Genomic DNA, 19345 nt, shown 5'->3' with positions numbered 1-19345 from the left:
CCCGTGGCCGATCGCTGACGGTCGTGCAACCATCCGACACACCTATGCGTCCGTACATCAGTACGGGCACTAGGGAGTGTGTGCGATTACGGGGAGGACGACAGTGGACAGTGGTGCGACAGTCCGACGGCTGCGCAGGCGACTGGCGCTCGGCGCGGCCGTGCTGGCCGCGTCGGGGGCGCTCACGCTCACGGCGACGGGGGCCGCGCAGGCTGCGGGACCGGGCGGCACCTGCGCCGGACGCGAGGTGAAGACCCTGCCGTTCAAGACCGGGGTCACCCACGTCTACCAGCGCAACGGCTACGTCTGTGCCGTCACCGTGGCCAGAGACCCCGGCTCCGCCCGGACCATGTCGGTCAGCGTGCAGGCCCGCGGCAACCGGCCCGTCGTCGACCAGGGCCGCTACCGGTACCACGCCGGCCCGGTGACCGTGCACGCCGGCCACCGCTGCGTCTGGATCAAGGGCACGGTGGGCCGGTACTCGGCCAGCTCCGGCTGGATCCTGTGCTGAACCGCTGAACCGCTGAACCGGGCTTTTCGCTGACGGGCACTCAACACCCCCTGGTGTGAGGCAAGTCGCTGGGATAACTTCCGGCGCACATCTGTCTCACAAGGGGAGAGTGCGCATGCGCAAGGCGCTCAGATGGCTGCTGGCGCTCACGGTCTTCATAGGCACGCTGAGCACGGCGGCCGGCGCGGCCACCGCCGCCGAGCCCGAGCCCACCGACATCAAGGACCGGCTCCTGTCGATACCCGGCATGAGCCTCGTCCAGGAGAAGCCGTACCCCGGCTACCGCTACTTCGTCCTGAACTTCACCCAGCCGATCGACCACCGCCACCCGGACCGGGGCACCTTCCAGCAGCGCATCACCGTGCTGCACCGGGACATGGCCCGCCCGACGGTCTTCTACACCAGCGGCTACAACGTCTCCACCACCCCCTCGCGCCGCGAGCCCACCCAGATCGTGGACGGCAACCAGGTCTCCCTGGAGTACCGCTTCTTCACCCCGTCCCGCCCCGACCCGGCCGACTGGTCCAAGCTGGACATCTGGCAGGCGGCGAGCGACCAGCACCGCGTGTACGAGGCCCTGAAGCCGGTCTACTCCGCCAACTGGCTGGCCACCGGCGGCTCCAAGGGCGGCATGACGGCCACCTACTACGAGCGCTTCTACCCGCGTGACATGGACGGCGTGGTGGCCTACGTCGCCCCCGACGACGTCGTGAACGACGAGGACTCGGCGTACGACCGCTTCTTCGAGCGGGTCGGCACCAAGGAGTGCCGGGACCGGCTGAACGCCGTCCAGCGGGAGGCGCTGGTGCGCCGCGAGCCGCTGGAGAAGAAGTACGCGGCGTACGCGGCGGAGAAGGGCTACACCTTCGCCACCATCGGCAGTCTGGACAAGGCCTACGAGGCGGTCGTCCTGGACTACGTCTGGGGCTTCTGGCAGTACAGCCTCCTCAAGGACTGCGACACCGTCCCTGCGAACGCGGCCACCGCGACCGACGAGGAGATCTGGAACTCGGTCGACACCATCTCCGGCTTCTCCGCCTACACCGACCAGGGCCTGGAGACGTTCACGCCGTACTACTACCAGGCCGGCACCCAACTGGGCGCGCCGACCATCCACTTCCCGCACATCGACAAGCGCCTGATCCGGTACGGCTACCAGCCGCCGCGCAACTTCGTGCCCCGCTCCATCCCGATGCGCTTCCATCCGCAGGCGATGCGGGACGTGGACACGTGGGTCCGCCACCACGCGCACCACATGCTCTTCGTCTACGGCCAGAACGACCCCTGGGGCTCGGAACGCTTCCGCCCCGGCGCGGGCGCCCGCGACTCCTACGTCTTCACGGCCCCCGGCATGAACCACGGCGCGAACGTGGCGGGCCTGGTCGCGGACCAGAAGAGCCTCGCCACGGCCCGCATCCTGGACTGGGCGGGACTGCCCCCGTCCACCGTGTCCCAGGCGAAGCCGCTGGCCCGGTACGACGCGAAACTGGACGCCCGGAACGCGGAACGGGAGCCCGCGCCGCGCCCGTGACCGCCGGCTAGTACGTCAGCCCGTACCCGATCGGGTACAGCACCCGGCTCGGGTCGTCCGGCCGCTGGACCGGCACCGGGAGCTTCCCGCGGGGTCGTACCCGGCCGGCGATCACCCGTGCGGCGGCGCGCAGTTCGACGTCCGTCCAGCAGTAGGCGGCCAGGAAGGCCGGGACGGACGGCAGCTGGGCGACGTCGTACGGGTTGCGGACGGCCACCGCGACCACCGGCCTGCCGGTGCCCAGCAGGCGCTCCACCAGGGTGCGCTGGGTGCTGGAGGCGGTCACGTTGTAGGTGGCCACGACCACCGCGTCCGCGTCCCGGGCGGCCGCGACCGCCTTGTCGACGGCCGCCGCGGAGGGGGCGGTGCCGGTGGACAGGGCCGTGGCGGTGAAGCCCAGTTCGGTGAGGGCGGCGGCCAGGACGCCGGTGGGCGGGCCGGTGGTGCCGGACGGGGAGGCGGGGTCGGCGCCGACGACCAGGAGCCTGCGCTGCCGGCGGCGGTCCAGGGGCAGCGTGCCGGCCTCGTTGACGAGCAGGGTGGTGGTGCGTTCGGCGATGCGGCCGGCCCTGGCGAGGTGGGCCTCGGTGCCCACCGTGCCGTCGACGCCCGCCGGGTCGGCCCAGGGGTCGTCGAGGAGCCCGCGCCGGTCCTTCAGCCGCAGGATCCGCAGGATCGATTCGTCCAGCCGGGCCTCGGTCAGCTCGCCCTCCCGCACGGCCGTCAGCACCGCGTTCCAGGCCACGTCCAGCGACGGCGGGTTGAGCAGCTGGTCCACACCGGCCTTGAGGGCGAGCACCGGCACCCGGTCGTCGCCGTACTTGGTGCGCACGCCCTGCATGCCGAGGGAGTCGGTGATCACGACCCCGTCGTACCCGAGTTCCCCGCGCAGGATGCCGGTGACGATCGGCTGCGACAGGGTCGCCGGGTCGCCGGAGCCGTCCAGCGCCGGGAACTGGATGTGCGCGGTCATCACCGAGTCGATGCCCGCCCGGACCGCGGCCCGGAACGGCACCGCGTCCAGCTCCTCCCACAGCTCCCGGCTGTGCGTGATGACCGGGAAGCCGTAGTGGCTGTCGACGGCGGTGTCCCCGTGGCCCGGGAAGTGCTTGGCGGTCGCCGCGACCCCGGCCGACTGGTAGCCCCTCACCTCGGCGGCGACCAGCTCGGCGACCGCGTCCGGGTCGGCGCCGAAGGAGCGGACGCCGATGACCGGGTTGGCCGGGTTGACGTTCACGTCGGCGTCGGGGGAGTAGTCCTGGTTGATGCCCATCGCGCGCAGCTCGGCACCCGAGATCCGGCCCAGGGTGCGCGCGTCGGAGCGGGAGCCGCCCGCGCCGATCGCCATGGCGCCGGGGAAGAGCGTGGCGGGCTTGCCGACCCGGCAGACGGCCCCGTGCTCCTGGTCGGTGGCGATGAGGACCGGCAGACCGCGCGGCTGGTCCAGCGAGGCCCGCTGGATGCCGTTGGACAGGTCCGCGATCTGGTGCGGGTCACGGGTGTTGTGCGCCCAGGTGAAGTAGATGATGCCGCCGACGCGGTACTTCGCGATCAGCTCGGCGGCGGTGCGGACGCCGATCTCCTTGAGGTTGGCGTCGATGTCGGCCTGGTCGGGGGCGGTGGCGGAGTGGCCGTAGACCCGCATCACGAAGAGCTGGCCGACCTTCTCCTCCAGGGTCATGCGGGAGATCAGGGCGCGCAGCCGGCGGTCGCCCGGGGTGGCGGCGTGGGCGGTCGCCGGTACGGTCAGCGCGGCGGTGAGGCCCGCGGTGGCGGTGAGGACGGCGCGTCTGGACGGCCGTGCGGTGCTTCCCGTGCTTCCCGTGCTGGTGTCGTGCACGTGCGCTCCTTCCAGAGGAGAACCGCTGAAGGAAACTTCCGAGGAGTCACCAATATCCGGGAAGTTTCTTTCCGTCAAGGGAATGCACAGTAACCAGGAAGGGGCCGCCGACCGCGCATTCCCGGGGCGCGTCCGGCCCCTGGTCAGCCGGGACCGCGTCCCGGCGCCCCCCTCACGCCTCGTCCGGCACCCCGGCAGTCCGGTCGCGCAGTTCCGGGGTCGTCGTGGCGACCGCCGCCACCGCCAGGACGCACAGCAGACCGCCGCTGAGCAGGGCGGTCGTGCCCGAGGTCCAGCCGGCCAGCAGGCCGCCGCGCACGTTGCCGAGGCTCGGGCCCGCCTGCCCGACGATCTGCTCGGCCGCCGTGACCCGGCCGAGCAGCGCGTCCGGGGTGCGGGTCTGCACGATCGTGGAGCGGGAGACCACCGCCGTGGCGTCCGCCGCACCGGCCAGCGCGAGCAGGGCCAGACCCAGCCAGGGGCTGCCGGCCAGGCCGAACAGGACCAGCGCCGCGCCCCAGGTGGCGGACGCGCACAGCATCACCGGGCCCGGCCGGGCGAGCCGGGTCAGCGGGCCGGACAGCGCGGTCGCCGTGACACCGCCCACCGCCAGCGCCGACAGGAACAGGCCCAGGGTGCGCGGATCGCCGCCGAACCGCTCGGCGTTGACCAGCGGGAACAGGCTCACCGGGAACGAGAGCACGGTCGCGGCGAGGTCGGTGACCAGCGCGCCCCGCACCACCCGGTGCCCGGCCAGGAACCGCAGCCCGTCCAGCACCCCGTGCACCCCGCCCCGCGAGGGCTCGCCCTGCGGCGGCAGCGCGGGCAGCCCGCGGGCGCCGTGGAAGGCGAGGCCGAAGCTGAGGGCGTCCAGCAGATAGCAGACGCCGATGCCGAACCAGCCCAGCAGCAGCCCGGCCAGCGCCGGACCGAGCAGCATCATCGACTGGCCCGTGACCTGCTGCAGCGCCAGCCCGGCGGCCACCTGCTCCTTGGGCAGCAGCCGCGGTACGAAGACCCCGGCGGCCGGGGCGCCGAGCGCGCCGAAGGCGGACTGCACGGCGACGAGCAGCAGGACGACCGCCACCGGCACGTGCCCGGTGAAGCCCTGCACGGCCAGCAGCAGCGAGCAGACCGCCTGGCCGACGGTCGCGGCGAGGAAGAGCCGGCGCCGGTCGGCCCGGTCCGCCCAGGCCCCGGCGAACAGCCCGAACACCACCAGCGGCAGCGCCTGCGCCAGACCCACCGCACCGGTCCAGGCGGTGCTGCGGGTCATGTCCCAGACCTGGTACATGACCGTCACCATGGTCATGAACCCGCCGAGCACGGACACCGTCCGCCCGATCAGCAGCCGCCGGAAGACGGGGGAGGTGCGCAGCGGCCGTACGTCCATCAGCGAGCGGGTGAGGCTCACGAGCGGAAGCGGGCGCACGGCCCCGATAGCTGGATCACCGGGGGAGGCTAACCGCGGGCCCGGGCGCCCGCCAGCCGTTTTCTCCGTACCGGACCCCGGGTCAGGCCGCCTCGCCCAGCAGCCGCGCCAGATGCTCCCGGCCGGCGCCGAGCAGTTCCGGGAGCGGAGCGGCGCCCTCGTACCAGCGCTTCTCGTACTCCCAGCACAGCCAGCCGTCCCAGCCCTGCCGGGACAGCACGTCCACGCACTCGGTGAGCGGCAGCACCCCCGTGCCGAGCGGCAGCGGGGTGGTGTCCTCGGCGGAGGCGATGTCCTTGACCTGGACGTAGCCCAGGTGCGGGGCGAGCGCCGCGTACGTCTCCGACGGCTGCTCGCCGCCCAGCCACGTGTGCATCACGTCCCACAGCGCGCCCGCCTGCCGGTGCCCGACCGGGCCGAGGATCCGGATCACGTCGGCGCCCGTGCGGTGCGAGTCGTGGGTCTCCAGCAGGATCCGCACGCCCAGCGCGGAGGCGTCCTCGGCGGCGGTGCCGAGCCGCCGGGCGGCGATCGCGTCGGACTCCTCGCGGGGCCGGTCCGGATCGGCGCCGGGGAGGACCCGGACGAAGGGCGCGCCCAGGTCGTGGGCCAGCCGGAGCAGGTCCCGGATCTCCGCCAGGACCGGCGCGTCGTCGCCCGGGGCGGCAAGACGCGCGTACCCCGCGATGCCGAGCGCCTCGACGCCCGCGCTCCGGAACAGGGCCGCGGTCTCGGCGCGTTCGGCGGGCGCCAGGCCCGGGTGCACCGGCTCCTCCGGGTGGGCGCGCAGTTCGACGCCGTGGTAGCCGTGGGTGGTCGCGAGCGCGAGGACCTCCCGGACGGGGAGGCCGGGGACACCGAGAGTGGAGAACGCCAGCTTCATGGTCACGGACCCTACTCGCTCCCACGCCCTCACCCCAGCCGTGCCCCGCCCTCCGGCGGCGGCGCCCGCCTCCCGCCTACGCGTCGCCGGCCGGCCGGTACACGTTCAGCTGGGCCCCCGTCTTCGCGGTGGTCGACGACACCAGCTCCCAGGACCGCTTGCCCCCGTCCGCCGGGAAGACGGACTTGCCGCCGCCGAGCAGCACCGGCATGACCGCGAGCTGCAACTCGTCCACCAGCCCGGCCCCGATCAGCGCCCGCACCAGCGTGGGGCTGCCCATCATCGCCAGGTCCCCGCCCTCGGCGGCCCGCAGCTCCCGCACCTTCCCCAGAGCCTGCGCACCCGGGACCCGCTCGGTGTTCTCCCAGCTCAGCTCCTCGTCCCCGAGGGTGTCGGAGACGACGTACTTGCGCATCGAGTTGAGCCGGTCGGCGAAGGGGTCGCCCGCCCGCCCGGGCCACGCGGCGGCCATGGTCAGATACGTCCGCCGCCCGTACAGCAGCGCCTCCGCCCGCTCCAGCCCCGCGGCGAACGCCCCGCCGAGCACCTCCGGGTCGAAGAAGGGATGCGACCAGCCCCCGTGCGCGAACCCCCCGTCGGTGTCCTCCTCCGGGCCGCCCGGCGCCTGGACGACTCCGTCGAGGCTGATGAACTCGGTGACGACGACACGCATGGGTGGCTCCTCGGAGGTTTTCCGTTGCTTACGACGATGTAGACGGCCGGCGGCGCGAGAAGTCATCGGTGCCGTCCGGAAATATCGGCGGCGCCGCTCCGGCACCCCGCACCCCTACTCCCGCGGAACCCCGGAGGACCCCCGCACCATCAACTCCCCCCGCACCGAGGCGATCCCCCCGGGCGGCGGCTCCTCCCGGCCCATCGCGATGCGTCCGGCCCGCGCCCCCGCCTCCGACAGCGGCAGCCGGACCGTCGTGAGGGACGGCACCGCGTCGATGCTGAAGGGCAGGTCGTCGAAGCCGGCCACCGAGACGTCCCCGGGGATGCGCAGGCCGGACTCGCGCAGGGCCGCGCAGGCGCCGAGTGCGACGGAGTCGTTCGCGGCGACGATCGCCGTCAGGGAGGGGTCGCGGCGCAGCAGCTCCAGCGTTGCCTCGTAACCGGACCGGCGGTCGTAGCGGCCGTGCACCGTCCGGCGCGGGTCGTCCTCGATGCCCGCCGCCGTGAGCGCGGCGCGGTGGCCCTCCAGCCGGTGCCGGGTGGTGGTGCGTTCCTCGGGGCCCGCGATGTAGCCGAGCCGGCGGTGGCCGAGGCCGATGAGGTGGTCGGTCAGCGCGCGGGCGCCGCCCCGGTTGTCGAAGGTGAGCGCCACGGCCTGGGTGTCGGGGGCCGGCGGGCGCCCGCACAGCACCACCCGGGTCCCGGCCTCCGCCAGCTTGCGCAGTTTTCCGGCGACCGCAGCCGCGTGCGGCGCGTCCTCCACGGCCCCGCCGGTCAGCACCACGGCCGCGGCCCGCTGCCGCTGGAGCAGGGTGAGGTAGGTCAGTTCCCGCTCGGGGGAGCCGCCGGTGTTGCAGACGACCGCCAGGCGCTCGCCCCCCGCGCGACCGCCCGGCCCGCCGATCTCGGCCTGGATCGCGCTCGCCATGATCCCGAAGAACGGGTCTGCGATGTCGTTGACGAGGATGCCGACCAGGTCGGAGGTGGCCGCGGCGAGCGCGCTGGCGGGGCCGTTGAGGACGTAGTCCAGCTCGTCCACCGCCCGCAGCACCCGTTCGCGCGTGGACGCGGCGACCGGGTAGTTGCCGTTCAGCACGCGCGACACCGTCGCGGGGGAGACCTGGGCGCGGGCCGCCACGTCCGCCAGGGTCACCGTCATCTCGTCGTCCTCCGGTCACGCGTCATGTCGTACGCCCACGTAGACAGCCAGGCACACGTCGTGGTTCCGAGCAGACCTTAAGGCCACGGCCCCCGGTTGTTCGCCCCCTCGAACAACTCGAAGGGGACACGGTCTTGTACAGACCACGTCCAGAGGCTAGCTTCTCCTCGATAGAAAGCGCTTGCTAAACCGGCCCGCGAAGGGGACTCACGTGACACGTAAGACGGTGCGTATCGCCATGAACGGCGTGACCGGGCGCATGGGCTACCGCCAGCACCTCGTCCGGTCGATCCTCGCCCTGCGCGAACAGGGCGGCCTCGACCTCGGCGACGGCACCGTGCTCTGGCCCGAACCCATCCTGCTCGGCCGCCGCGAACACGCCCTGCGCGAGATCGCCGAGCGGCACGGACTCGACCACGTCTCCACCGACCTGGACGCCGTCCTCGCCGACCCGGACGTCGACGTCTACTTCGACGCCCAGGTCACCTCCGCCCGCGAGGAGGCCCTCACCAAGGCGATCGCGGCCGGCAAGCACGTCTACACCGAGAAGCCCACCGCCACCGGCCTGGACGGCGCCCTCGCCCTCGCCCGCCTCGCCCACGACAAGGGCGTCAAGCACGGAGTCGTCCAGGACAAGATCTTCCTGCCGGGCCTGCTGAAGCTGAAGCGGCTCATCGACGGCGGCTTCTTCGGCCGGATCCTCTCCGTGCGCGGCGAGTTCGGCTACTGGGTCTTCGAGGGCGACTGGCAGCCCGCCCAGCGCCCCTCCTGGAACTACCGGGCCGAGGACGGCGGCGGCATCGTCGTCGACATGTTCCCGCACTGGGAGTACGTCCTGCACGAGCTGTTCGGCCGCGTGAAGTCCGTCCAGGCCCTCGCCACCACTCACATCCCGCAGCGCTGGGACGAACAGGGCAAGCCCTACGACGCCACCGCCGACGACGCCGCCTACGGCGTCTTCGAGCTGGAGGGCGGCGCCATCGCCCAGATCAACTCCTCGTGGGCGGTCCGCGTCCACCGCGACGAACTCGTGGAGTTCCAGGTCGACGGCACCGAGGGCTCGGCCGTCGCGGGCCTGCGCGACTGCCGCGTCCAGCACCGCAGCGCCACCCCCAAACCCGTGTGGAACCCGGACGTCCCCGCCACCGAGGTCTTCCGCGACCAGTGGCAGCAGGTGCCCGACAACACCGAGTTCGACAACGGCTTCAAGGCCCAGTGGGAGCTGTTCCTCAAGCACGTGTACACCGACGCCCCCTACCACTGGGACCTGCTGGCCGGCGCCCGCGGCGTGCAGCTCGCCGAGCTGGGCCTGAGGTCCTCCGCCAAGGGCCGCCGCATCGACGTACCGGAGATCGCCCTGTGACCCTCCACCTTCCCGCGGCGGACGGCACCCTGCGCGCCTACGAACCCCGCACCGAGCCGCCGGCCTTCCCCGCCGGCACCCCCTTCACCTCCCGTACGGTCTTCTCCGCGGCCCACGTCGTCGCCGACCCGTACGCCGACGTCTCCCCGGACGCGCCGGCCGCCGTCGACTGGGACGCCACCCTCGCCTTCCGCCGCCACCTGTGGTCCCACGGGCTCGGTGTCGCCGAGGCCATGGACACCGCCCAGCGCGGGATGGGCCTGGACTGGGCGGGGGCGGCCGAGCTGATCCGGCGCAGCGCCGCCGAGGCCGCGGCGGTCGGCGGCCTGATCGCCTGCGGTGCCGGCACCGACCAGCTGACCGGCCCGGCGACCATCGACGAGGTCCGCGCGGCCTACGAGGAGCAGCTCGCGGTCGTCGAGGAGGCCGGCGCCCGGGTCGTCCTCATGGCGTCCCGCGCCCTGGCGGCGGCGGCCCGGGGCCCCGAGGACTACCAGGAGGTCTACGGCCACCTCCTGCGCCAGGCCGCCGAACCGGTGATCCTGCACTGGCTGGGCCCGATGTTCGACCCGGCCCTGGAGGGCTACTGGGGCTCGGCCGGCCTGGACGCGGCCACCGAGACCTTCCTGGAGGTCGTCGCCGCCCACCCCGACAAGGTCGACGGCGTCAAGATCTCCCTGCTGGACGCGCAGCGCGAGATCGACCTCAGACGGCGGCTGCCCCAGGGGGTGCGCTGCTACACGGGCGACGACTTCCACTACCCGGAGCTGATCGCGGGCGACGACCAGGGCTTCAGCCACGCCCTGCTCGGTGTCTTCGACCCGCTGGGCCCGCTCGCGGCACGGGCGGTACGCGTCCTGGACACCGGGGACGTCCAGGGCTTCCGCGAACTCCTCGACCCGAGCGTGGAGTTGTCCCGCCACCTCTTCCAGGCCCCCACCCGCTTCTACAAGACGGGTGTGGTCCTGCTCGCCTGGCTCGCCGGCCACCAGGACCACTTCACCATGGTCGGCGGCCTCCAGTCGGCGCGCTCCCTGCCGCACCTGGCCCGCGCCTACGAACTCGCCGACACGCTCGGCCTGTTCCCGGACCCCGAGCTGGCGGAGGAGCGCATGGGGAACCTGCTGAGCGTGTACGGGGTGGGCCGGTGAGCCAGGACCTCGCGCGTTTCTCCGTCAACCAGATGACGGTCCGGCAGCTGTCCCTGCCCGAACTGGCCGACGCCTGCACCGCCCTGGGCATCGGCCAGGTCGGCCTGTGGCGGGAACCGGTCCGGGCGTACGGCCTGGCGGCGACCGCCAGGCTGGTCCGCGACGCCGGCCTGACGGTGACCACGCTGTGCCGGGGCGGCTTCCTCACGGCGACCGACCCCGCCGGGCGGGCCGCGGCACTGGCCGACAACCACGCGGCCGTCGACGAGGCCGCCGCGCTCGGCACGGACACCCTGGTCCTCGTCTCCGGCGGCCTCCCGGCGGGCAGCAAGGACCTGCACGGCGCCCGGGAGCGCATCGCGGACGCCCTCGCGGTCCTCGCCCCGTACGCGGCCGAACGCGGGGTACGGCTCGCCATCGAGCCCCTGCACCCCATGTACGCCGCCGACCGCTGCGTGGTCTCCACCCTCGCCCAGGCCCTGGACCTCGCCGAACGCTTTCCCGCGCAGCAGGTCGGGGTGGCCGTGGACACGTACCACGTGTGGTGGGACGACCAGGCGCCCGCCCAGATCGCCCGCGCGGGCGCGGCCGGCCGCATCCACACCTTCCAGCTCGCCGACTGGACCACCCCGCTGCCCGAGGGCGTCCTCAACGGCCGCGGCCAGATCGGCGACGGCTCGATCGACATGCGCGCGTGGAAGGGATACGTGGAGGCCGCCGGCTACACCGGGCCCATCGAGGTCGAGCTGTTCAACGAGGGCCTGTGGGCCCAGGACGGCCGGAAGGTCCTCGCCCGGACGGCGGAGCGGTTCGTGGAGCACGTGATCCGCTAGCGGGCCGGCGCGGGAAGAACCGCGGAAACGGGTGCAACCATTCCGCCGCCTGCGGTGTCGTACATGGCGTCGGAACCACGGGGGACCCGGGGGGGTTGCGGGTTCCGACGGGGAGGGGAGAGCGAGGGGGCGTGTCCGGGCCCGCGGGCCCGGACACGCCCCCTCGAAACGTCCGCGGCGGCCGGCTGGAAGTCCGCGGCGGCCGGTTAGAAGAACACCCCGCAGCGCAGCAGCACGTTCGCGTACGGCCGGGCCTCCCCGGTGCGGACGATCAGCCGGGCCCCGGCCGCCCGCTCCTTCAACTCCTCGTGCGGGACGAGCACCAGCTTCGGGAGGCGGCCCGCCAGCAGCCCGGCCGCCGCCGGATTGGCCGCCCGTACCTCCCGCGCCGCCGTGGCGCCCTCCACCACCAGCTCGGCCAGCAGACCGTCCAGCACCTCGGCGAACGACGGGACCCCGGCCCGGAACGCCAGGTCCACGACCCGGGGCCCCTCCGGTGTCGGCATGCCCGCGTCGCAGACCAGCACCTCGTGCCCGTGGCCCAGTCCGGCCAGCGCACCGGCCAGCTGCCGGTTGAGGATCCCCGCCTTCTTCACAGCGCGTCCACCTCCGCCGCCGTCGGGTACGACTCCTGCGCGCCCCGCTTCGTCACGGCCGCCGCGCCGACCCGGGCCGCGTACGCCGCCGCCTCCGCCAGGGTCGCGCCCGTGCCCAGCCTCCAGGCCAGCGCCGCCGTGAACGCGTCCCCGGCACCGGTGGTGTCCACCGCGTCCACCGTCACCGACGGCACCCGGGTCACCCCCGAGGCGTCGCCCGCCAGCGCCCCCTGCGCGCCCAGCGTCACCACCACCGAGCGCGGCCCCCCGGCCAGCAGCAGCCGGGCCCAGTCCGCCGGGTCGTCGCTCACACAGGCGGCACCGAGGAGCACCCGCGCCTCGTGCTCGTTCACGATCAGCGGGTCGCAGGCCGCCAGCACCTCAGCGGGCAGCTCCCGCGGCGGGGACGGGTTCAGCACGAAGCGGCTGCCCGGCGCCAGGTTCCGCACCACCTCCACGACCGTCTCCAGCGGGATCTCCAGCTGCGCCGACACCACCCGGGAGGCGTGGAGGAGGCCCGTCGCCGCCCGCACGTCCGCGGGCAGCAGACGGGAGTTGGCGCCCGGCGACACCACGATGCTGTTGTCACCGGAGGGGTCCACGGTGATCAGCGCGACCCCCGTCGGGGCCCCGCCCGCCAGCACCCCCGCCGTGTCCACCCCGGCCGCGCGCAGGGAGTCGAGCAGCAGCCGGCCGTGGCCGTCGTCGCCGACCCGCGCCAGCAGCGCCGTACCGGCACCCAGCCGGGCGGCGGCGACCGCCTGGTTGGCGCCCTTGCCGCCCGGGTGCACGGCCAGGTCGCCGCCGAGCACCGTCTCGCCGGCGGCCGGCCGCCGCTCGACACCGATCACCAGGTCGGCGTTGGCCGAGCCCACGACCAGAAGGTCGTAGTCGTACATCAGTTGACTCCCCTGAGAGATGACCCGGGGCGGACGGCCGGCACCCGAGGTGTACGCCACCCCTGGGTACGGCCGCCCGCCCGGTCGTCCGTTGTCAGCCGCTGAAGCCGGCCACGTCGTCCTTCGTGACCACCTTCACCGGCACCTTCACCGTCGGCTCCACCTTCTCGCCCCGGATGGCCTTGAGGGCGTTGTCCACGGCGATCCGGCCCAGCTGCGAGGGCTGCTGGGCGACGGACGCGTACAGCGTGCCGCCCTCGACCGCCTTCAGCCCGTCCGGGGTGCCGTCGAAACCGACCACCTGCACCGAGCGGCCGGCCTTCGAGCCGAGCGCCTTGACCGCGCCCAGGGCCATCTCGTCGTTGGCGGCGATGACGCCCTGCACGTCCGGGTGGGCCTGGAGCAGGTTCGACATCACGTCGAGGCCCTTGGTGCGGTCGAAGTCGGCGGGCTGCTGGGCCAGCACCCGGATGCCCGGGTAGGCCCTGAGGCCCCGCGCGAACCCCGCCGCCCGTTCCCGCGCCGCCGACGTGCCGGCCTGGCCCTGGAGGACGACGATCTTCCCCCTGCCGCCCAGCTTCTCCGCGAGGGTCTTCGCCGCCAGCTCGCCACCGGCGACGTTGTCCGAGGCCACCAGGGTGTCCACGGACGCCTTGTTGACGCCGCGGTCGACGGCCACGACCGGGATCCCCGCCTTGCCGGCGGCCGTGACGGAGTTGCCCGCCGCGTCCGAGTCCACCGGGTTGACGATGATGCCGTCCAGCTTGGAACCGGTGAAGTTCTGCAACTGGTTGGCCTGCTGGGAGGCGTCGTTCTGGGCGTCGGTGACGGTCAGGTCCACCCCCAGCTTCTCCGCCTCGGCCTGGGCGCCCGACCGGATCTGCACGAAGAACGGGTTGTTGAGCGTGGACAGCGACAGGCCCAGCTTCGGGTTCGCGGACGACGGGGAACCGCCGTGCAGGAACGAGGTGGCGCCGACGACGGCCACCGTGACCACGGCGGCCAGCCCGTACGTCACCGCCTGCCGGCCCTTCGGCCCGCCCGCACCGGCCGCCACCGGAGTCGCCCCGGCCCTGCGGCGCACGGTGTCCAGCAGCACCGCCAGCGCGATCACGACGCCGATCACGACCTGCTGCCAGAACGCCGACACCGACAGCAGGTTGAGGCCGTTGCGGAGCACCGCCAGGATCAGCGCGCCGATCAGCGTGCCGGACGCCTTGCCGGTGCCGCCGGCCAGCGAGGCACCGCCGATGACGACCGCGGCGATCGCGTCCAGCTCGTAGCCGTCGGCGGCCTGCGGCTGCGCCGAGGACAGCCGGGCGGCCAGCACGACGCCCGCGACGGCGGCGAACAGCCCGGACAGGGCGTAGATGGCGAGCTTCTGCCGGTGCACGCGCAGGCCCGACAGCCGCGCGGCCTCCTCGTTGCCGCCGATCGCGTACATGGACCGGCCGATGTACGTCCGCCCCAGCACCAGCGCGGCGAGCAGCCCCATCACCACCATGACCAGCACCGGCACCGGCAGCCAGCCACCGAGGGTGTCCCCGAGGTGGGACACCGAGTCCGGGAACGCGATGGGGGAGCCCTGCGAGATCACCAGGGCCAGACCGCGGCCCACCGAGAGCATGGCCAGCGTCGCGATGAACGGCGGCAACTTGCCGTAGGCGATGAGGAAACCGTTCACCAGGCCGGCGACGACACCCGTGGCGACCGCCATCAGCACCGCGAGCACGACCGGCACCCCGTGCGAGGTCGCGCTCCAGGCCAGCACCGTCGCCGACAGCGCGGCCACCGAACCCACGGACAGATCGATGCCCGCGGAGACGATCACGAACGTCACACCGAAGGCCAGGATCGCCGTCACCGCCGCCTGGACGCCGATGTTCAGCAGGTTGTCCGTCGTCAGGAAGTCGCCGGACAGCGCCGACAGGGCGATGACGAGGACGATCAGCGCGGTGAGCGCGCCGTTGTCGAGGAGCAGCCGGCGAAAGGCCCCCGGGGCGCCACTCGCGCCCGTCGTGCTCTTGAGCGTGTCAGTGGCCACGGGTGGCCTCCCGTTCGGTGGTAGGGGTGCTCACGGCGAGGGACATCACCGCGTCCTGCGTGGCCTCGCCGGCGGCCAGTTCACCGGCGATCCGGCCCTGGGCCATCACCAGCACCCGGTCGCTCATGCCGAGCACCTCGGGCAGATCGCTGGAGATCATCAGGACGGCGGCCCCGGCGGCCGTCAGCTCGTTGATCAGCTGGTAGATCTCGACCTTGGCGCCGACGTCGATACCGCGCGTCGGCTCGTCCAGGATCAGCACCTTGGTGTCGGCCAGCAGCCACTTGCCGATGACGACCTTCTGCTGGTTGCCGCCCGACAGGGTCCGGACCCGCTGCCCGAGCCCCGCCATCCGCACCTTCAGCTGCCCGGCGATCCGCTCCGCGGCGGCGGACTGCGCCTTGCGGTCGACGAGTCCCGCCCGGGTGGCGGACCGCAGCGTGACGAGCCCCAGGTTCTCCTCGACGGAGGCGTCCAGCACCAGCCCCTGGCCCTTGCGGTCCTCCGGTACGAGCCCGATCCCGGCCGCCATCGCCGCGTTCACGTCGTGCCGCCTGACCCGCGTGCCCGCAACCCGCACGGCCCCGTGGTCGTACGGATCGGCGCCGAACACCGCCCGCACCACCTCCGTCCGCCCGGCGCCCACGAGGCCCGCGATGCCGACGACCTCGCCGGCGTGCACCTCGAAGCTCACGTCGTGGAAGACACCGTCCCGGCCGAGCCCCTCGACGGACAGCAGCGGGGCACCCTTCTCCGGCCTCTGCCGCGGGTACTGCTGCTCGATGGACCGCCCCACCATCAGCCGCACCAACTCGTCCTCCGGCGTGGCGGCGGGCACCTGTCCCACGCTCCGCCCGTCCCGGATGACGGTGACCCGGTCGCCCAGGGCGGCGATCTCCTCCAGGTGATGGGTGATGAACACGACCCCCACGCCGTCCGCGCGCAGCGACCGCACGATGGCGAAGAGCCTCTCCACCTCCTCCGAGGTGAGCACGGCGGTCGGCTCGTCCATGACGAGCACGCGCGCGTCGAGGCTGAGAGCCTTGGCGATCTCCACCATCTGCAGCCGCGCGATCCCCAGTTCCCGCACCCGCGCGCGGGGCGAGACGCGGACCCCGACCCGCTTCAGCAGCGTTTCGGCCTCGGCCTCCATCCGCTTGCGGTCGATCATCCCGAAGCGGCGCGGCTGCCGCCCCAGGAAGATGTTCTCGGCGACGGTCAGATCGGGCACCAGGTTGAACTCCTGGTAGATGGTGGCGATCCCGAGCCGCTCGGAGTCCTGCGCACCGTGGATGCGCACCTCCTCACCGTCTACGAGGATCCGGCCGGCGTCGGGGGTGTAGGCCCCGGAGAGCATCTTGATCAGCGTGCTCTTGCCGGCGCCGTTCTCACCGAGCAGCACATGGACCTCACCCCGGCGCAGGTCGAAGTCGACGCCGTCGAGCGCGACCACGCCGGGGAAGGTCTTGCGTATGCCCTCGATGCGCAGCGACTCGTCCGGGTTGCTCACGACGTGCTCCTTTGCACTGGGGAGGGGGACTGCGAGGGGGACTGCGCGGGGAATGCGTCCCGAGGTGCGGCCGCTCCGCACGAGCGGCGCACGACGAGCCGCGCGGGCAGCGTCACCGACTGCGGGGCACGCCCCTCGATCCGGTCGACCAGCGCGTGTACGGCGGCCCGCCCCAGCTCACCGGTGGGCTGGGCGATCGCGGTGACCGGCGGATCGGTGTGCACGAACCAGGGGATGTCGTCGAACGCGGCCAGCGCGATGTCGTCCGGCACGCGCAGCCCCCGCGCGCGTACGGCGTCCAGCGCGCCGAGCGCCATCAGGTTGTCGGCCGCGAAGACGACCTCGGGCGGCTCCGGCAGGTCCAGGAACCCCTCGGTGACCCGCCGCCCGCTCTCCGCCTGGAAGTCGCCCTGCCCCGTGTAGGCGTCCGGCAGGGCGAGCCCGTACTCGGCGAGGGCGGCCCGGAAGGCCTCGACCCGCTCGCTGCCGGTGGTGGTCGCGGCGGGCCCGGCGATGATGGCGAGCCGCCGGTGCCCGAGCCCGTGCAGATGGGCGACGAGGTCCCGTACGGCCGCACGCCCGTCGGCCCGCACCACCGGCACGTCGACGCCCGGGATCCACCGGTCGACGAACACCATGGGGGTCCCGGCCCGGGCGGCGTCGAGCATCAGCGGCGACCCGCCGTCGGTGGGCGACACCAGCAGCCCGTCGATCCGCCGGTCGAGCAGGTTGCGCACGTGGTGGTCCTGCAACTCCGGCCGCTCGTCGGCGTTACCGATGATCACGCTGTACCCGAGCGCCCGGGCCTCCTCCTCGACGGAGCGGGCCAGCTCGGTGAAGTAGGGATTCATCACGTCGCTGATCACGAGACCGAGGGTGTGCGTCTGATCGGTCCGCAGCGACCGGGCGACGGCATTGGGCCGGTACCCCAGCTCCGCCACGGCCCCCATGACCCGGGCCCGCGCCTCGGCGCTGACGGACGGATGCCCGTTCAGCACCCGCGACACGGTCGCCACGGACACCCCCGCCGCAGCGGCGACATCCTTGATGCTCGCCATCGCCGGCGCCACCTCCTCGTGACTCGTGGAATCGATTACATCCCTCGGCTCAGGAAGGATTGGAATCGATTACACGGGGGCTGGGCAAGAGGCGGAGGATGGCCGAAACCCAATCGTGACCGGGGGCTGGACGGGGGTGCTGGGCGGGGTACGGATCACCGTCGGCGGCGGTGTTTGGCGCCCCGGTCACCGCAGCGGATCCCGACGCCCCCGCCGTTCGCCGCCAGTGCCCCCGTTGCAGTGGAGCTGTTCGCCTCCGTTGGTCAGGCCGAGGAAGTTGTCACGTGACCGTGGGGCCGCCCGCTTCTCCGGCCAGTGTCGTGCTTCCGCGAGCCGAGTAAAGGGCGCTGCGCGTCGCCTCCGGCGATGGCCCTCCGGGCCACCCTTGACTCGGCCCGCTCCAGCACGGGGTGGAAGCGAGCGGGCAGCCCAGGGAAAGTGGCCGGCTCAGGCCCACCGCCCCCTCACGCCGGCTGCGTTCGCATCGTCGGCAGGAACGCACACGCGCCTCGCCTGCACGCCGGGTGCGTTCGGCGGCTTGCGGCCCGGTGAGGGGGGTGCACTCTCACCTCGCGTGCACGCCGGGTGAGCTTGGCGGCTCGCGGCGAGTGGGTGGTGCGCGGTCTCGCCTCGCCTGCACGCCGGGTGCGTTCGGCGGCTCCCGGTCCAGTGAGGGGGGCGCACTCTCACCTCGCGTGCACGCGGGGTGGGTTCGGCGGCTTGCGGTGAGTGGGTGGTGCGCGGTCGCGCCTCGTCTGCACGTCGGGTGGGTTCGGCAGCTTGAGGCCAGGTGAGGGGGCGCACTCCCACCTCGCGTGCACGCCGGGTGAGCTTGGCGGCGAGCGGCCCGTCGGCAAGGCGCCCCCTGGCCCCGCACGAACGTCGTCGGGGGTCGATGGGGGGACTCGACCCCGTCGGGCCCATGGGCCCCCCACGCCACACGAGATCGGCGATTGGCGGACTTGGGCCAAGCCGTCGAGGCCTCCGCACGCTGACCTGCCCTTCCCTCCCACCCCGTGGCACAAATCCGCCAATCACGACGGGGAGATAGCGGACAGGCTCCGTTCCCGTACCGGAAGGAACCGCAGCCGCCCGGCTCACCCGCAGGCCATGGCCGCAAGCCGCCAAGCTCACCCGGCGTGCTGGCGAGGCGGGGCCGCGCAGCCACTCACCATGCGCAAGCCGCCAAGCTCACCCGGCGTGCTGGCGAGGCGGGGCCGCGCATCCGCCCACCATGCGTAAGTCGCCGAGGCCACCCGGCGTCCATGCGGGACGCGACCGCGCAGCCACCCACCACGCGTAAGCCGCCAAGCTCACCCGGCGTCCATGCGGGACGCGACCGCGCACCCACCCCCCACTCACCCGTAAGCCGCCAAACTCACCCGGCGTGCAGGCGAGGCGCGACCGCGCACCCACCCCCCCCCACTCACCCGTAAGCCGCCAAACTCACCCGGCGTCCATGCGGGACGCGACCGCGCACCCCGCCGACGGCGCCGTTTGGCTCACCCGAGGGCCCGGTGCCGGGCTGGGCCACCGCTGTTCCGGGTCGCTCGCTCGCTTCTTGCCCGGGCTGGAGTGGGCCGGGTCAAGGGTGGGCCGGAGGCCCATCGCCGAAGGCGACGCGCAGCGCCCTTGACGCGGACCGCGGAAGCACGACACTGGCCCAGAAGCGAGCGGCCCAACGGTCACGTGCTCACTCGCCGGTGAACAACTCCGTCGCCTCGGCCGCGTGGACGGCGCGCTGGGCCCAGACCTCCAGTCGACCGAGGTCCGTGCAGGCCAGCACCCGCTCCCGGACGGCGTCGGACACCGGGATGCCCCGCCATTCCAGGATGCGGAGGGTCATTTCCTGGCGGTCCT

Annotated in this window: 15 protein-coding genes; 5 read left to right on the top strand and 10 right to left on the bottom strand. The window is 73.3% G+C overall.

Annotated elements, in window-relative coordinates; genetic code table 11:
- Nucleotides 1–103 precede the first annotated feature (103 nt).
- Together IG05_RS0132435 and IG05_RS0132430 are read left to right on the top strand one after the other, a co-directional pair.
- The gene (locus tag IG05_RS0132435) at nt 104–511 is read left to right on the top strand and encodes a hypothetical protein (RefSeq protein ID WP_030347624.1); all 408 of its coding nucleotides are present in this window, start codon (nt 104–106) and stop codon (nt 509–511) included.
- Nucleotides 512–626: 115 nt separating this feature from the next.
- The gene (locus IG05_RS0132430) at nt 627–2042 is read left to right on the top strand and encodes a S28 family serine protease (RefSeq protein WP_030347623.1); all 1416 of its coding nucleotides are present in this window, start codon (nt 627–629) and stop codon (nt 2040–2042) included.
- Between the two features lie 7 nt (nt 2043–2049).
- Here IG05_RS0132430 and IG05_RS0132425 read toward each other — a convergent pair whose 3' ends face one another.
- The 5 genes from IG05_RS0132425 to IG05_RS0132405 form a co-directional block, all read right to left on the bottom strand.
- A complete protein-coding gene (locus IG05_RS0132425; protein ID WP_030347622.1) occupies nt 2050–3882 on the bottom strand; it encodes a glycoside hydrolase family 3 protein in 1833 nt (610 codons plus the stop codon).
- A gap of 172 nt (nt 3883–4054) precedes the next feature.
- On the bottom strand, nt 4055–5296 hold the full coding sequence (locus tag IG05_RS0132420) for an MFS transporter (protein WP_030347621.1): 1242 nt from the start codon (nt 5294–5296) through the stop codon (nt 4055–4057).
- Nucleotides 5297–5396: 100 nt separating this feature from the next.
- Nucleotides 5397–6197 (bottom strand): sugar phosphate isomerase/epimerase family protein, encoded by an 801-nt coding sequence (locus IG05_RS0132415; protein WP_030347620.1) that lies wholly within the window; start codon nt 6195–6197, stop codon nt 5397–5399.
- A gap of 76 nt (nt 6198–6273) precedes the next feature.
- A complete protein-coding gene (locus IG05_RS0132410) occupies nt 6274–6870 on the bottom strand; it encodes a dihydrofolate reductase family protein (RefSeq protein ID WP_030347619.1) in 597 nt (198 codons plus the stop codon).
- A gap of 114 nt (nt 6871–6984) precedes the next feature.
- Nucleotides 6985–8031 carry a LacI family DNA-binding transcriptional regulator gene (locus tag IG05_RS0132405; protein ID WP_030347618.1) on the bottom strand — a complete coding sequence of 349 codons (1047 nt, stop codon included), beginning with the start codon at nt 8029–8031 and terminating at the stop codon, nt 6985–6987.
- Nucleotides 8032–8242: 211 nt separating this feature from the next.
- Between IG05_RS0132405 and IG05_RS0132400 the strand changes: the two genes are divergently transcribed.
- The 3 genes from IG05_RS0132400 to IG05_RS0132390 are packed head-to-tail and all read left to right on the top strand — an operon-like array spanning nt 8243 to nt 11378.
- On the top strand, nt 8243–9394 hold the full coding sequence (locus tag IG05_RS0132400; protein ID WP_030347617.1) for a Gfo/Idh/MocA family protein: 1152 nt from the start codon (nt 8243–8245) through the stop codon (nt 9392–9394).
- On the top strand, nt 9391–10545 hold the full coding sequence (locus tag IG05_RS0132395; RefSeq protein ID WP_030347616.1) for a dihydrodipicolinate synthase family protein: 1155 nt from the start codon (nt 9391–9393) through the stop codon (nt 10543–10545). The genes IG05_RS0132400 and IG05_RS0132395 overlap by 4 nt, the downstream gene beginning before the upstream one ends.
- 32 nt (nt 10546–10577) lie before the next feature.
- A complete protein-coding gene (locus IG05_RS0132390; protein WP_051790524.1) occupies nt 10578–11378 on the top strand; it encodes a sugar phosphate isomerase/epimerase family protein in 801 nt (266 codons plus the stop codon).
- Between the two features lie 206 nt (nt 11379–11584).
- Here the strand turns inward: IG05_RS0132390 and rbsD are convergent, their stop codons facing one another.
- The 5 genes from rbsD to IG05_RS0132365 all read right to left on the bottom strand — a co-directional run bounded on the left by rbsD (nt 11585) and on the right by IG05_RS0132365 (nt 17485).
- On the bottom strand, nt 11585–11974 hold the full coding sequence (gene rbsD / locus IG05_RS0132385; protein WP_030347614.1) for a D-ribose pyranase: 390 nt from the start codon (nt 11972–11974) through the stop codon (nt 11585–11587).
- Nucleotides 11971–12873, bottom strand: a complete 903-nt coding sequence (locus IG05_RS0132380; protein WP_030347613.1) for a ribokinase — start codon at nt 12871–12873, stop codon at nt 11971–11973. Before IG05_RS0132380 ends, rbsD begins: the two co-directional genes overlap by 4 nt.
- Nucleotides 12874–12967: 94 nt before the next feature.
- Nucleotides 12968–14917: a substrate-binding domain-containing protein gene (locus tag IG05_RS0132375; protein WP_030347612.1), complete on the bottom strand. Its 1950-nt coding sequence runs from the start codon at nt 14915–14917 to the stop codon at nt 12968–12970.
- Nucleotides 14907–16427: a sugar ABC transporter ATP-binding protein gene (locus IG05_RS0132370; RefSeq protein WP_030347611.1), complete on the bottom strand. Its 1521-nt coding sequence runs from the start codon at nt 16425–16427 to the stop codon at nt 14907–14909. The genes IG05_RS0132375 and IG05_RS0132370 overlap by 11 nt, the downstream gene beginning before the upstream one ends.
- Nucleotides 16424–17485 (bottom strand): LacI family DNA-binding transcriptional regulator, encoded by a 1062-nt coding sequence (locus tag IG05_RS0132365; protein ID WP_030347610.1) that lies wholly within the window; start codon nt 17483–17485, stop codon nt 16424–16426. The genes IG05_RS0132370 and IG05_RS0132365 overlap by 4 nt, the downstream gene beginning before the upstream one ends.
- Nucleotides 17486–19345: the final 1860 nt, after the last annotated feature.

This window comes from Streptomyces sp. NRRL S-1022 (genome assembly GCF_000720135.1).
Classification (GTDB): domain Bacteria; phylum Actinomycetota; class Actinomycetes; order Streptomycetales; family Streptomycetaceae; genus Streptomyces.
Note: the sequence above shows the minus strand (reverse complement) of the source record. Positions and strands in the feature narration are given on the sequence as shown.

Coding starts and splice junctions, on each gene's coding strand:
- IG05_RS0132430 (WP_030347623.1), top strand. CDS start 627: ATGCGCAAGGCGCTCAGATGGCTGCTGGCGCTCACGGTCTTCATAGGC.
- IG05_RS0132415 (WP_030347620.1), bottom strand. CDS start 6,197: ATGAAGCTGGCGTTCTCCACTCTCGGTGTCCCCGGCCTCCCCGTCCGG.
- IG05_RS0132410 (WP_030347619.1), bottom strand. CDS start 6,870: ATGCGTGTCGTCGTCACCGAGTTCATCAGCCTCGACGGAGTCGTCCAG.
- IG05_RS0132405 (WP_030347618.1), bottom strand. CDS start 8,031: ATGACGGTGACCCTGGCGGACGTGGCGGCCCGCGCCCAGGTCTCCCCC.
- IG05_RS0132390 (WP_051790524.1), top strand. CDS start 10,578: ATGACGGTCCGGCAGCTGTCCCTGCCCGAACTGGCCGACGCCTGCACC.
- IG05_RS0132380 (WP_030347613.1), bottom strand. CDS start 12,873: ATGTACGACTACGACCTTCTGGTCGTGGGCTCGGCCAACGCCGACCTG.
- IG05_RS0132365 (WP_030347610.1), bottom strand. CDS start 17,485: ATGGCGAGCATCAAGGATGTCGCCGCTGCGGCGGGGGTGTCCGTGGCG.